General features: G+C 42.4%; 10 protein-coding genes. 4 read left to right on the forward strand and 6 right to left on the reverse strand.

Going from position 1 to position 14,054, the window contains the following annotated elements:
* The first annotated feature begins 79 nt into the window (after positions 1-79).
* On the forward strand, positions 80-934 hold the full coding sequence (locus tag HMPREF1536_RS20150; protein ID WP_028729347.1) for a patatin-like phospholipase family protein: 855 nt from the start codon (positions 80-82) through the stop codon (positions 932-934).
* A 7-nt stretch (positions 935-941) separates the two neighbouring features.
* On the opposite strand, the gene thiC is transcribed toward HMPREF1536_RS20150, so the two are convergent.
* The 4 genes from thiC to thiD are packed head-to-tail and all read right to left on the reverse strand — an operon-like array spanning position 942 to position 4,796.
* On the reverse strand, positions 942-2,648 hold the full coding sequence (thiC, locus tag HMPREF1536_RS20155; protein WP_028729346.1) for a phosphomethylpyrimidine synthase ThiC: 1,707 nt from the start codon (positions 2,646-2,648) through the stop codon (positions 942-944).
* A gap of 11 nt (positions 2,649-2,659) precedes the next feature.
* Positions 2,660-3,364, reverse strand: a complete 705-nt coding sequence (locus tag HMPREF1536_RS20160; protein ID WP_044193155.1) for a thiamine phosphate synthase — start codon at positions 3,362-3,364, stop codon at positions 2,660-2,662.
* On the reverse strand, positions 3,355-3,951 hold the full coding sequence (locus tag HMPREF1536_RS20165; protein ID WP_028729344.1) for a thiamine phosphate synthase: 597 nt from the start codon (positions 3,949-3,951) through the stop codon (positions 3,355-3,357). The genes HMPREF1536_RS20160 and HMPREF1536_RS20165 overlap by 10 nt, the downstream gene beginning before the upstream one ends.
* Positions 3,951-4,796, reverse strand: a complete 846-nt coding sequence (gene thiD, locus HMPREF1536_RS20170; protein ID WP_028729343.1) for a bifunctional hydroxymethylpyrimidine kinase/phosphomethylpyrimidine kinase — start codon at positions 4,794-4,796, stop codon at positions 3,951-3,953. The genes HMPREF1536_RS20165 and thiD overlap by 1 nt, the downstream gene beginning before the upstream one ends.
* A 291-nt stretch (positions 4,797-5,087) precedes the next feature.
* Between thiD and HMPREF1536_RS20175 the strand changes: the two genes are divergently transcribed.
* Together HMPREF1536_RS20175 and HMPREF1536_RS20180 are read left to right on the forward strand one after the other, a co-directional pair.
* Positions 5,088-5,636: an AAA family ATPase gene (locus HMPREF1536_RS20175; protein WP_028729342.1), complete on the forward strand. Its 549-nt coding sequence runs from the start codon at positions 5,088-5,090 to the stop codon at positions 5,634-5,636.
* A gap of 132 nt (positions 5,637-5,768) precedes the next feature.
* Positions 5,769-8,321, forward strand: coding sequence for a DUF5686 and carboxypeptidase-like regulatory domain-containing protein (locus HMPREF1536_RS20180; RefSeq protein ID WP_028729341.1), 2,553 nt, complete (start codon positions 5,769-5,771; stop codon positions 8,319-8,321).
* A 247-nt stretch (positions 8,322-8,568) separates the two neighbouring features.
* On the opposite strand, the gene HMPREF1536_RS20185 is transcribed toward HMPREF1536_RS20180, so the two are convergent.
* Together HMPREF1536_RS20185 and HMPREF1536_RS20190 are read right to left on the reverse strand one after the other, a co-directional pair.
* Positions 8,569-9,804 (reverse strand): BamA/TamA family outer membrane protein, encoded by a 1,236-nt coding sequence (locus HMPREF1536_RS20185; protein ID WP_028729340.1) that lies wholly within the window; start codon positions 9,802-9,804, stop codon positions 8,569-8,571.
* A gap of 82 nt (positions 9,805-9,886) precedes the next feature.
* Positions 9,887-11,374 carry a PAS domain-containing sensor histidine kinase gene (locus HMPREF1536_RS20190; RefSeq protein WP_225608024.1) on the reverse strand — a complete coding sequence of 496 codons (1,488 nt, stop codon included), beginning with the start codon at positions 11,372-11,374 and terminating at the stop codon, positions 9,887-9,889.
* Between the two features lie 353 nt (positions 11,375-11,727).
* On the opposite strand from HMPREF1536_RS20190, the gene HMPREF1536_RS20195 reads away from it, so the two are divergent.
* Entirely contained in the window at positions 11,728-14,040 is a 2,313-nt protein-coding gene (locus HMPREF1536_RS20195; protein WP_028729338.1) for a patatin-like phospholipase family protein, read from the forward strand.
* Positions 14,041-14,054 lie beyond the last annotated feature (14 nt).

Here is a 14,054-nt window from a genome sequence, read left to right on the forward strand (position 1 = left end):
TTTTTTATCGCTGATTTATTATATTTTTGTGGCCATTGTCCGGTGTGAACCGAGCAATGGCTTTTTAAATGAATGAATTATGGTAGTAGATAATCAGACAGGACTTGTATTGGAAGGCGGGGGGATGCGTGCCATCTTCACGGTCGGTGTATTGGACTATTTTATGGATCATGATATCTGGTTTCCCTATACGATCGGTGTATCGGCAGGAGCCAGTAATGGCATTTCGTACGCTTCCCGGCAGCGGGGACGTTCGCGTTACAGCAATATAGATCTGTTGAAGAAGTACAATTATATCGGCTTGCGTCATTTCCTGAGTGGCCGAGGGTATATCGATATGAAATATCTGTTCTATACCTATCCGGAACAGGATTATCCGCTCGACTTCGATACCTATTTCAAGTCGAAAGATCGTTTTGTGATGGTCACCAGTAACTGTCTGACCGGGAAAGCGGAATATTTTGAAGAAAAGAAAGATAAAAATCGCCTGGTAGATATCTGTTGCGCTTCCTGTTCGTTGCCTGTATTATGCCCGGTGGCGTATGTGGACGGTATTCCGATGGTGGACGGCGGTGTTTGTGATGCCATACCTATCCAGCGTGCCATTGATGATGGTTTCCATAAAAACGTCGTTATCTTGACCCGTAATAAAGGATACCGCAAAAAAGATAAAGACTTTTATCTTCCCGGCTTTATCTATAAACAATATCCGGCTATACGTGAACAGCTTAAAGTAAGATACAAGCGATATAATGAAGTACTCGATTACATCGATCAGCTGGAAGCGGAAGGGAAAGTATTCGTGATCCGTCCGGAAAATAAGATAGAGGTAGGACGCACGGAAAGTAATACGGAGAAACTGGAAGCCCTGTATGAGGAAGGATATGCGCTGGCAGAGCGTTTAGTAGGGGCAGCCATTACGGCCGCCCGCTAATATATCATTATTCCTTACATTCTTTGTGTAAGTCTTTGCTTAAACGCATAGCACAGAAGTTTGGGCCACACATCGTACAGTATTCACCGTCAGTAACAGCACTTTCTTTATAGTACTGCAAAGCACGTTCCGGGTCGAGCGACAGGTTGAACTGGTCTTTCCAACGGAAGTCGAAACGCGCCTTACTCAAGGCATTATCACGAACCTGGGCTCCGGGATGTCCTTTAGCCAGGTCGGCTGCATGAGCAGCAATCTTATAGGCGACAACTCCGTTACGCACGTCTTCTTTGTTAGGCAGTCCCAAATGTTCTTTCGGGGTGACATAACAGATCATGGCCGTTCCATGCCAGGCAATCTGTGCCGCACCGATTGCAGAGGTAATATGGTCGTAGCCGGGAGCGATATCCGTAGTGAGCGGGCCTAATGTGTAGAAAGGTGCTCCGTGGCAGGCATATTGCTGTTCTTTCATATTCTCATGGATCTTATTCATGGGAACATGGCCGGGGCCTTCTATAATAACCTGAACGAATTTCTCCCAGGCAATCTTTGTCAAGTCTCCCATTGCATGCAATTCGGCAAATTGTGCCGCATCGTTTGCATCATAGATAGAACCGGGACGAAGACCGTCGCCGATAGATACTGCCACGTCATAACGGCTCAAGATATCACATATCTCGGCAAAGTGGGTATACAGGAAGTTTTCCTGGTCATGTATCTGCATCCATTTGGCCATAATCGAACCTCCGCGTGAAACGATACCGGATAAACGGGTAGCAGTCAGCTCGATATGTTTTTTCAATAATCCTGCATGGATCGTAAAATAGTCGACTCCCTGTTCGGCTTGTTCGATCAGTGTATCGCGATAGACTTCCCAGTTAAGCGCTTCTACATCCCCATTTACTTTTTCTAAAGCCTGGTAAATAGGAACAGTACCCATTGGAACCGGACAGTTACGGATGATCCACTCACGGGTTTCATGGATGTTATCGCCGGTAGAAAGATCCATCAAAGTATCACCCCCCCATTTGCAACTCCAAACCGCTTTTTCTATCTCTTCACTGATACCTGACGACAAAGCGGAGTTACCGATATTGGTATTGATCTTTACCAGAAACTTTTTCCCGATAATCATCGGTTCGGCTTCCGGATGATTAACGTTAGCCGGAATAATAGCACGGCCGGCTGCAATTTCCTTGCGGACAAAGTCGGGAGTGATATATGATTTCAATCCCAATGCTTCGATCTGCTGGTTCTCACGAATAGCTACATATTCCATTTCCGGGGTGATGATACGGCGTTTGGCATAGTACATCTGGGTGATATTTTTGCCTTCTTTTGCCCGGTAAGGCAGATAATGTTTCGGGAAACGTATTTTATCCAGACTCTTGTCTTCCAAACGGCTACGGCCATATTCCGACGACAACTGGCTTAACTGTTCGATATCCTTGCGTTTGCTGCACCATTCTTCGCGGATACGTGGAATACCGGCTGTTATGTCGATATTTATCTTCGGATCGGAAAAAGGGCCACTCGTATCGTAAACAATCACCGGATTGTTTTTCTTAAAGGTCTTTTCACCGTTCTCTTCAACAGTAACCGTATCCAGCAATTTGATCTTGCGCATTCCCACCTTGATCTTATTGATCTCTCCCGGTACATATATTTTCTCCGATGACGGATAGGTTATACGCATCGTGTTCTTCTTGTTTGCCATTGATGTATATTTTAATATTTATTTATTTCGTTAATAAAGCGGCGTGTCTCTTCCACAGGATCATCCGCATTGATAATTGCTCCGAAGACAGCGATACCTGTTATACCGGTTTGCATCAGCGCTCCGACATCTTCCAGGCAAATACCTCCGATTGCAAATATCGGTATATTATAGCCGGCATCCTTACATTGTTGTATTATTTTTTGATATCCTTCCAATCCGAGGACAGGACTTAGTTTCTTTTTTGTCTCCGTGTGGCGGAACGGGCCCAATCCGATATAGGAAGCTCCTTGTTTGATAGCCCGGCTAATGTCTTCAAACGTGTTGGCCGTAGCTCCGATATAAAAGTTCTCGTCCGGGTAAAGCAATTCGTCTGCTTTCTTCCAGGCTTCGGCTACCGTAATATCTTCTTTTCCCAGATGAACAGCAGTTGCACCGCATCGCAATGCAATTTGTATATTATCGTTGATGCAATAAGTACATTTCGTTTCATGGGCACAGATTAATTGTGATATCTCCCGGGCAGTGAAGATATTCATATTATCTTTCATACGAAGCTGAACCCACGAACACCCTCCGTCTAAAACCATTTTCACTTCCTCATACTCTGTATATTTGGACGTACGGTGAGTAATGAACATCAGGCGTTCACCTTTTTCGCGGGGGATAAAACATCCTTTCTTATCCTGTTCATGTAATTTGAAATCTATCGCCATATATTTAATTGTTTGTATCGTTCAATAATAGAGCCTGTTTCTTTTTCTGAAGGATTATCACCCCATAAGGCTCCGAGTACTGCAACACCTCCGAAGTTGAGTGGTTCTATCAAGGGTATAGTTGTATTGTCCATACCACCAAGAGCTATCACTTTTTGATTGATAATACCATCAGAAGACGCTTTATGTAAAACCTCTATCGGAAAGCCGCAACCATAACCTTCTTTTGATATACTCTGAAAGAGAGGGCTAAGGAAAACATAATCCAGTTCACTATTTTCCTGTACTTCTTCTAAAGAATGACAAGAGCGACTGATGCTTCCTTTAAATCCTTCCGGTCTCGTATGATTCCTGCTGTTCAGATGGATACCGGCCAGTTGGTATTCTATGGCCAGTTCGAAATGATCGTGCAGGACGATACGGGAATGGTATTCTGACGGTATTGCATCCAATAGCATACGCAATTCATCCATATTGCTTTGTGGCTTGCGTAGATGCAATCTCTCCATTCCTTCCCGGAAGAGCCGGGATATTATCCGGCTTTCGCCTTCAAAGAAATAAGGGGTGGTTATAACGATCAGTTTCATTACTCCTTCATTTCTAATTTAATCAAAGGCACCGGGGAGAAGAAATGGTTCAAGGGCCCGTGTCCATGACCGGTTCTCACATCCTTTCCGGCAAGAATAGCTTTTGTAATATAGTCCTTAGCTGATTTTACAGCCTGTGGCAAGTTGTTTCCCAGTGCCAGGTAAGCCGCGATAGCAGAAGATAATGTACAACCGGTTCCATGACCGTTCGCTGTTTCAATCGTTTCTGCCGAAAGTCGGAGAGGGGGCCTATCTTCCGTGTATAAAATATCGGTCATTTTATCTCCCTTCAGATGACCGCCTTTCATCAGGACGGCACGACATCCCATTGCCAGTAATTTATCGGCAGCCTGTCCCATCTCTTTTTCTGAAGTGATCTTCATCTCTGAAAGGAATTCCGCTTCATCTATATTGGGCGTTACCAACGTAGTACGTTTGAAGAGTTCGCGTACAATAATGTCTATGGCATCATCCTGCAACAGCTTATTGCCGCTGGTCGAGATCATGACCGGATCTAATACTATATAGGAAGGGGAATAGGTATCTATCGTGTTTACTACAATCTCTGCTGCTGTCTTATTATGTAACATGCCGATCTTTACGGCATCGATCGTTATATCTTCAAAGACAGCATCCAGTTGTCCTTTCAGTATCTCCGGAGAAATGGCCTGAATACCTCTGACTCCCTGTGTGTTCTGGGCAGTAACCGATGTTATGACGGAAGCGCCATAAACCCCTAATGCAGAAAATGTTTTAATATCTGCTTGTATACCGGCTCCACCGCCACTGTCTGAACCGGCAATTGTAAGTGCTACCGGATAGCGATACATTGTATCTGTTTTCATTATTACACGCAAAAGGAGGGAAAAGCCTTTATCTGTCTTTCCTACGGCGGCATTATCCGCATCAGGTTCACAGGGTATAATCTCAGCCCGTTTACAGTATGGCACCCCCTTTTCAGTGGACAAAGGTAACAAGATTGGTAGGAGAAAACAAAAGTGAATTGTTAAATTTAAGAGAGATTTTATAGCCATAACGAAATAAACCCTTATATTTGTCCATGCAATCCGGGTTTAATATTGCTTTTCTTCCGGGTTGCAGTTTCCAATTTGCCATAATAATTAAATAGACAAATCATGCTGAAACAAACAGGTTTGTATGTTATTACGGGTGGACCAGGCACAGGTAAAACATCACTAATTGAAGAACTCGAAAGGTCGGGATTTAAAGCGGTAGAAGAGGTTGCACGCGAAATCATAAAAGAGCAGATGCAACAAGGCGGAGAAGCCCTTCCGTGGAAAGATACGGTATTGTATACTGAATTGATGCTGGAACGTTCCATTGACTCGTATCTGGCTAATGCCGGAAATGATGGTATATTATTCTTCGACAGAGGAATCCCCGATACGTTGGCCTATGCTGCGCTGATCGGGTTGCCGGACAAGGAGAATATAGAACAAGCAGTAGCTAAATACAGATATAGCAAACAAGTATTTATACTGCCCCCCTGGGAAGATATATATTGTACGGATAAAGAACGAAAACAATTGTTTAATGAAGCGATAGATACTTATTATGTAATGAAAGAGGTTTACGAAAAAGCAGGTTATACATTAATAGAAATACCTAAAATACCGGTAACGGAAAGAAGAGATTTTGTTATTGATAGTATAAGATTGTTTTAATTATTCTATACAGAAAGTCTTTTTAATGAGATTTGTTGTCAATTGGAATATATTCGGTGCAATTTGGAACATTAAGAAAGAATAATCTGTTATAATTTTGCGGAGTCTTAACGAGAGAGTTAATAAAAAGTGATGGGGAAAAAGATTGTTTTTATTCTGACATTTGTAATAATAGCTTTTGCTTCAAAAGGTCAGAACACTATAATAAATGGAGTTGTAACGGACTCAATTACAGGAGAATCGTTACCGTATGTTTCGGTTATACTTAAAGGTACAACGATAGGGGCAACAACTGATGATGATGGTAAATTCACATTGACTACATCTTCTAATGCCCGTACCTTATCCGTATCCTACCTCGGATACGAAGAAAAAGAGTTTAAAGTAGCCGTCGGGAAGAAGAACTATTTCAAAGTGGCTCTGGCTCCTTCCAGTATACTTCTTAATGAAGTATTCATCAGGCCTACAAAAGAGAAATACAGCAAGAAAGATAATCCGGCTGTTACTTTCGTAAAGAATATGATCGATAAACGCGAAAGTAATGATCCGCGCAATCATGATTACTTCAGCTACAGCCAGTATGAAAAGATGGTATTTGCCATGAACGATTATCACCCGAAACCTAAAAAGGAGAACGGCAAAGGAGGTAAGTTCGACTTCCTTATCGATTATATCGATACGCTGGATGTCGGTAAGACAATCCTTCCGGTATCTGAGAAGGAAAAGGTAGAAGGTGTATTTTACCGTAAAGACCCGAAAGTGGAGAAAAGAGTCGTGCTGGGAGCAAAGGCTGCCGGTGTGGATGAGATCTTTTCACGCGATGGCATGCAACAGTTCCTGGGAGAAGTTTTCCGGGAAGTAGATATCTTCAAGAACGATATACCTCTCTTCCTGCAACGTTTTGTAAGTCCGCTCTCTACGATGGGGCCAAACTTCTACAAATATTATCTGCTCGATACTGTCCAGGTAAACGGGCAGCAATGTGTCGACCTGGGATTTGTTCCGTTCGTCTCCGAAGGCTTCGGCTTTACCGGACACCTGTTCGTTACACTCGACTCCACTTTCTTTGTGCAGAAAGCTATTTTGAATGTTCCGAAGAACATCAACCTGAACTTTGTCAGCGGAATGACCATCGAACAGACATTCAAGAGAACGGAAGACGGTACACGTATTATCACCAAAGACGATATAAATGTAGACTTCAAACTAACGGAGAAGTCGAAGGGTATGTATGCCCGAAGGTTGAATATTTATAGCGACCATTCGTTTCTTCCACCTGAAAAAGATGATATATTCAAAGAAAGCGCTCCGGTGATTACTTTGCAGAATGCTTATAAGCAACCGGATGATTTCTGGGATCTCAACCGTCCGGAAGAGGCCGGCACACGAAAACAGAACACAGTCGAGAAGCTGATGGCTAAACTGCGTGCCGTCCCTGTCTTTTATGTGACAGAGAAAGTTATCACTATCCTTACTTCAGGCTATGTCGGTACGAGTACCGATCCGGTAAAGAATAAGTTTGAGTTTGGGCCGGCCAATACTTTTATCAGTGGTAATGCTATTGAAGGTGCCCGTTTCCGTGTGGGTGGAACTACTACTACGGCATTCAGCAAGCGTCTTTTCCTTGAAGGATATGCTGCATACGGAACGACTGACAGAAAACTGAAGTATGATGCATTAGTGGAGTATTCCTTTAATGATAAAAAGGAATATCGGAAGGAGTTTCCGGTTAATTCTCTCCGGTTACAATATACTTACGATATCAATCAGTTGGGACAGCAGTACATGTACACCAACAAGGATAACATCTTCCTTGCCTGGAAACGTCAGAGAGACACCCGTGCCACTTATCTGAGAAATGCAGAGCTGGCATATTACCGGGAACATTATAACGGGATCGCTTATGGCGTGACTCTCCGTAATAAAAAAGAATACTCGACTGATTATGCCGTGTTCGACAGAATAGAGGAAGACGGTCGTATCACACCGATCAAATCGTATTCGATGACAGAGATGGAATTCAAGTTCCGCTTTGCTCCGAATGAGAAATTTTATCAGACCCGTAACTATCGGTATCCGATCACTTTCGATGCTCCGGTAATTACATTGAGCCATATCACTGCAAGAAAAGGGGTACTGGGGGCTGATTATACTTATAACCGTACGGATATCGGTATTCAGAAACGTTTCTGGTTCTCTGCTTTCGGATATCTTGATATTATTGGTAAAGCGGGTAAAGTGTGGGACAAGGTGCCTTATCCGTTGCTGATCCTGCCGAATGCAAACTTATCCTATACGATCCAGCCCGAGTCATATACCAATATGAATGCGATGGAGTTTATCAGTGATGAATATGCATCATGGGATGTGACATACTTTATGAACGGTCTTATTCTGAACCGTCTTCCTTTGGTAAAGAAACTGAAATGGAGAGAAGTATTGTCATTCCGCGGAATGTGGGGAAATCTGACTGATAAGAACAATCCGTATTATGGGGGTAAAGATCTGTATCTGTTCCCGGAAGGTTCATATACGTTAGGTAATACTCCTTATATGGAAGCCGGAGTCGGTATAGAGAATATCTTTAAGTTCCTTCGCCTCGATTATGTCTGGCGTCTGACTTACCGTGATAACCCGAATATACAACGTAAAGGCATACGCTTCTCGATGAAGCTATCGTTCTAAATAAAGACAAATAAAAAAAGATCCGTTGTCAATACTTCCAAGTTAATGACAACGGATCTTTTTTATGTAATGATTGCTTCTAGGATATTTTGAGTGCTTATCCTGAAAAAGTTTCACCTAGAAGAAACAAGTGTTTCACTATGATGGAACAACTGTTTCTTCTAGGTGAAACACTTGTTTCAAGCATACGAAATAGGTGAAACTCTTAAGAGATCGATGAAGGCAAACGCTAAAGCAAAAAAGTTAATTAGAATGCTTCCGTCATATTCATATAAACCTGTACTCCGTCGAGTCCCGGCTCTTTTCCTATATCCAACCTGAAGTTTTTACCCGGTTGCATTTGTACACGTAATCCTGCGCCGAAGTTTAGCTTCCATTTATTCCAATCGAATGGTGTATTTCCGATCGTTCCGGTTCCCAGCCAGGCAACAAAACCACATTTAGCCCAAAAGTTTCCGCTTCTGTATTTTGCCGGGGAACCGAACATATGACGGTATTCAAGGATGCCATAGGCCATCGATTTATCCCTGTATTTGCCCCAATAATATCCGCGCAGGTCGAAAGGGGAGCCGAATGAAGGCAATTCGGAATAAGGAACATCCCCCATACCGATCTGGCTTTTTGCTATCCAAGCCAGCGTACTTCGCGGGCGAAAGACATTTGCAAAGTGGCGGTATTCTAGTTCCAGTATTTCGTAATTGTATGCTCCTCCGAAATATTTTCCGAAAGCTTTGAAGTTTCCGCTTAACAATACCCCTTTTGTCGGAGTTGCCACATCGTCTCTCGTGTCGTACTGTATCAAACCTCCGAGGCCTACATTCAGATATTTTAGTTTGAATTCATTGAAATAAGGATCTTTATCCATCACCGGGTTAATATCCGAAGCTTTGGTGTAGTTGATATCGAATAGTCCTCCTAAATAGAAGTGAGGACGAATTTCCCAGACAAAACGAGGATACAACTGGAAGTAACTTCGGTGATAACGGGTCGTGGAGTCGCTTCTGTCGACATGCTCGATCGTTTCATACCCTTTACCGTAATAATGGGCAGGTTCGTTCCTGTATCCGTAACTGGTATAAATGCGGAATTTGTTCTGGTTGAAGAAGAAAGTACCGGCACCCGCCACGACGATTGTCCCGTTCAATGAAAGATTTATACCTGCCGGCAGAAAGGAGCGTTGCGAGATGGTATCATTCTTATTCAGTCTGAAACTGGCCAGCACTGCACCACCAACGCCCAGAGATGCTTCTGGCGTATAAGAAGGCCCTCCCAGGACAGACCACCATATCTTCTTTTGTGCACGGATAGAATCTTTGCGTAACTGTTTATGATAACGCTTCAACTGTTTCTCATTCAACTGCTGTCCATCAATAATAACAACCTCTTTAGGGACAGTATCGGACGGCACTGTATTCTGTGCCTTCCCGGGCAAAGCAGAAACAAGCAGGATAACTCCTGCGAAAACTATTACATGTTTAAACATCGACTGTTTTGTGTTTTAGGTTGCAAAAGTATGAAAAAGAAAACACATAAACAGCCTTTTGGGTTTGCAGCCTTTGGAATTCTTAAGGTTTCTGCACAGGAATTTTCAACCAGAACAGGGAACCTTCTCCTACACAGGACTCTACGCCGATACTACCTCCGAATTTTTCTGCGATCATTGCACAGATAGGAAGGCCCAGGCCTGTACCTTGTGCGAAAGTGTTTAACTTTACAAAGCGATCGAAGATTTGTTTTTGTTTATCCTCAGGTATGCCTATTCCGGTGTCTTTTACATAGAAACGGATTTCTCCGGCAAGTTCATCCAAAGTATAACCGAATGAAATAGAACCTTTCTCTGTAAACTTTAACGCATTGGTAAAGAAGTTGGTTATTACCTGCATTAAACGGTACGGATCTGTTTCGATCACGCAATGGGGGAGTTTCTGATCGAAAGAAATGCTGATTGCATCCGATTTGTTTTTAAGTTTCATCTGACTGCAAATATCTTCCATCAGTTCATTGACATCAGTTTGGGTGTATAGGAAGTCCAGCGAGCCGGACTCGATCTTTGCCATATCGATAATATCATTGATCAACTGAAGCAAAAGCTCGTTATTAGCTGATATAATATGAATAAACTCCTGTTTCTCTGCCGGATCTTCTGTCTCTATCAGTAAATTGGAGAAACCGACGATTGCATTTAAAGGAGTACGGATCTCATGGCTCATATTAGCCAGGAACGCAGACTTCAGGCGATTGGCTTCATCCGCCTTTTTGACTTCATACATCAGATGCTCGATCCTTTTCTTGTCGGAGATATCTTCTATCTTCATTAATCCGCCCAGGATATTGGTTTCGGTATCGTCAAAAATAGGAATGGCACTGATTTCAACGGTTGTATCTTCTTCTGTAAATTCATGACGGACAGCTTCTTTTTTAGTTATAGCCTCGCTTAAAGCACAGCGCGGGCAAGGCTCCTTACGTCCAAAAACAGTTTCATAACAGATTTTCCCGGGAGTATATTGCCGCCCTTTGGCGATCCCTTTCAGATTGGCTGTTGATTCCCATTGTACCTTATAATTTTTATCCGTATAGATCAATCCGAAGTTTATGCTGCTGAGTACCATGTTCTGGGTTTTGGCTGCTTCTTCCAATTCCTCTTTAGCCTGGAGAAGTTTCTTCTCATATTCCTTCATTTGTGTAATATCCCAGCGGACAACCAGGAGCCAACGATTTCCTCCATGGGAGACGATCGATTTACTTACTATGGTATTATGTGATACTCCGTCGGGAGTTGTATATTCTTCTTCTGCCCTGTAATTCTCTCCTTTACTGATTAGTTCTTCATCTATTTTGCGATATTTCATGCCCCGTTCGGCACCGTAGAGTTCGATATCGGAAATTCCAAGAACCTCTTCGCGCCTGGTACCGGATTGTATCTCTGCTTCTTTATTCCAATAGGTATATTTATAATTATCATCTATATTCTTTACAAAAACGGGAAAAGGAAGATTATCCAGGATATCCAGGCTGAAAGGATGTTCCTTGCCGGTTTCCTGTTCTTCCGACAATCGGACTTTATACGCTTTGTTCTCACGAGTAAGCCTGCGATTTGTAGATAGTAGTAAGATTATTATAATGAATAAGACTAGAAGGACCGAAATATAAACGCTTATTTCCGGAGCAAACATCAAGAGAAAAAGATCTGTCACAATGAGTATTCCCATAACGATTTTATTATTCTACCCTTTATAATTTCATTGGCAAATGTATCATTTATATTTCAAATATTTCTTGATTATTATTGAATTTCATAATAATTCGCTATCGAAACACTATTTCTTAACACAATAAGCGACCGACTCTCCTTGTAATATGAGAAAATAACTTTACTTTTGAAGATGTAAACAGAGAAGAAGTAAGTATGAAGAAAGTAGCTGTTCTGGTAACCTTTTTGTTGATATTCTTACAACTGGTCAACGCACAAAAAGTAGGATTGGTTTTAAGTGGTGGAGGAGCAAAAGGTGCTGCACATATAGGAGTCATAAAAGCCCTCGAAGAAAATGGCATACCTATCGATTATATAGCCGGTACATCCATTGGCTCCATTATTGGCAGTTTATATGCTATGGGGTATTCTCCTGAAGAGATGCTGGAGTTGATGTTGTCTGAAGAATTCGGCTACTGGCAGACCGGGACAGTGGAGAATGAATATAAATACTATTTTAAAAGACCTGATCCGACTCCCGAATTCGGCCATTTCTCTATCGACATGACTGATTCGTTACAGATAAAAGCAAACTTCCTGCCGCAGAGCCTTATCAATCCGATCCAGATGAATCAGGCATTCATGGCACTTTTCTCTCAGGCGACAGCGAAAGCCGGATGGAATTTCGACAATCTGTTTATCCCGTTCCGTTGTGTAGCTTCCGATATTTATAGTAAGAAAGCGATCATATTCAAGAACGGTGATCTGGGTGATGCGGTGCGTGCTTCAATGACCTTTCCATTCTTTTTCCAGCCTATCTGGAAAGATAGTATTCCTCTGTTTGATGGCGGTATTTACGACAACTTCCCGGTAGGCCCGATGAAAGAAGCTTTCCATCCGGATTTTATCTTCGGATCGACTGTTGCCGGTGGGAATAATAAGCCGTCAAACAATGCATACAACCAGCTGGAAACGATGATCATGCAAAAGACGGATTACGATGTACCCGAGGAAGATGGCATGATGGTAAAATTCAGTTTCCCGACAGTTTCATTGCTCGACTTCCAAAAGGCCAAAGAGTTGATGGATATAGGTTATAAACGTACTATGGGGATGATAGACTCTATCAAACAAAGGGTTCCCCGCAGAGTTCCGCTTGCAGAAGTCAATATGCGAAGGGCGGCTTATAAGGAAAGTTTGCCTCCGTTGATCTTTCAGAATATATATGTAACAGGCGTTTCTGAATCGCAACGAAAATATATCGAAGCACAGCTGCATCGTGATATGAACCATGAATTCTCGATGGAAGAGTTCAAACGGGCTTATTTTAAAATGCTTACTTCTTCAAAGATCAGGGAGATTATGCCGCATGCGGTTTACAATCGCAGGGAAAAGAAGTTTGATCTTTATCTGGACGTTAAAATGAAAGAAGAGATCACTGTCGGTTTTGGGGGAAATATATCCTCGCATCAGGCAAACCAACTGTTCCTGGGATTGGGTTATCAATATCTGGGACGTTATGCAGCCGACGTAAACGCTAATTTCCAAGTTGGAAACTCTTTCAGCGGGATTATGCTGAGCGGACGAATTTATCTGCAAACCAAGATCCCGACTTACCTGAACTGGCAAGGAGTCTATTCCGATAAGAGATATCAGGAAAGCCAATCGCTGTTTTATGAAGATGTGTTGCCTGCCTTCATCAAGCAAAAAGAATTGTATACGAAAATTAAGTTAGGATTCCCGTTCCTGAACCGGGCTAAGTCTGAAATCGGATTTGCATACGGACAGTTAAATGATTACTATTTTCAGAGTAATAACATGTTGTTCCCTAATTCTAAATTTGACCACAGTTGGTATAACCTGTTCAGCGGTTCGCTTAGTATAGAGCGAAATTCATTGGATGCCAAACAGTATCCGATATCCGGGCGGAAGCAGTTCCTGATAGCCCAGTATGTTACAGGGACAGAAAATTATGATCCTTCCCCTACATCGCAGAGCCAGTCGATCAGGAAAAAAGTACATAGCTGGTTACAATTGAAAGGGGAGTGGCAGCACTATGAAACATTAAGTAATCGTTTTAACCTGGGATTTCAGGGTGAATTGGTTATCTCCAGCAAAAACCTGATGAACAACTATACGGCATCGGTATTGCAGGCCCCGGCATTCACGCCTACACCGCATAGCCAGATTGTTTTTAATGAGGCTTTCCGGGCTAATCAATATTTTGCAGCAGGTGTTTCACCGATCTATAAGTTTAGCAAATTACTGCATTTCCGTCTGGACTTGTATGGTTTTGCCCCTTTGTATGAAATAAAGAAAGAAATCAATGAGGAAAACCCTTATATAGCGGTTCCTTATTATGGAAAATTTCTTCATTCATTTAAGTACATGGGAGAGGCTGCTCTGGTTCTTCAATTACCTTTTGCCTCTATCAGTCTGTATGCCAATGGGTATAGTTATCCGGCAAAGAATTTCAACTTCGGGCTGAACATCGGTTACCTGATCTTCAATCCAAAAATGTTAGATTAAATTGAAAAAAAGAT

The sequence above is a fragment of the Parabacteroides gordonii MS-1 = DSM 23371 genome, assembly GCF_000969825.1.
In the GTDB taxonomy this organism is placed as follows: domain Bacteria; phylum Bacteroidota; class Bacteroidia; order Bacteroidales; family Tannerellaceae; genus Parabacteroides; species Parabacteroides gordonii.

What these genes read in the sequence shown, in the direction of transcription:
- HMPREF1536_RS20180 (WP_028729341.1), top strand. Translation starts at nt 5,769, where the DNA reads ATGGGGAAAAAGATTGTTTTTATTCTGACATTTGTAATAATAGCTTTT.
- HMPREF1536_RS20175 (WP_028729342.1), top strand. Translation starts at nt 5,088, where the DNA reads ATGCTGAAACAAACAGGTTTGTATGTTATTACGGGTGGACCAGGCACA.
- thiC (WP_028729346.1), bottom strand. Translation starts at nt 2,648, where the DNA reads ATGGCAAACAAGAAGAACACGATGCGTATAACCTATCCGTCATCGGAG.
- HMPREF1536_RS20165 (WP_028729344.1), bottom strand. Translation starts at nt 3,951, where the DNA reads ATGAAACTGATCGTTATAACCACCCCTTATTTCTTTGAAGGCGAAAGC.
- HMPREF1536_RS20160 (WP_044193155.1), bottom strand. Translation starts at nt 3,364, where the DNA reads ATGGCGATAGATTTCAAATTACATGAACAGGATAAGAAAGGATGTTTT.
- HMPREF1536_RS20185 (WP_028729340.1), bottom strand. Translation starts at nt 9,804, where the DNA reads ATGTTTAAACATGTAATAGTTTTCGCAGGAGTTATCCTGCTTGTTTCT.
- HMPREF1536_RS20150 (WP_028729347.1), top strand. Translation starts at nt 80, where the DNA reads ATGGTAGTAGATAATCAGACAGGACTTGTATTGGAAGGCGGGGGGATG.
- thiD (WP_028729343.1), bottom strand. Translation starts at nt 4,796, where the DNA reads ATGAAAACAGATACAATGTATCGCTATCCGGTAGCACTTACAATTGCC.
- HMPREF1536_RS20195 (WP_028729338.1), top strand. Translation starts at nt 11,728, where the DNA reads ATGAAGAAAGTAGCTGTTCTGGTAACCTTTTTGTTGATATTCTTACAA.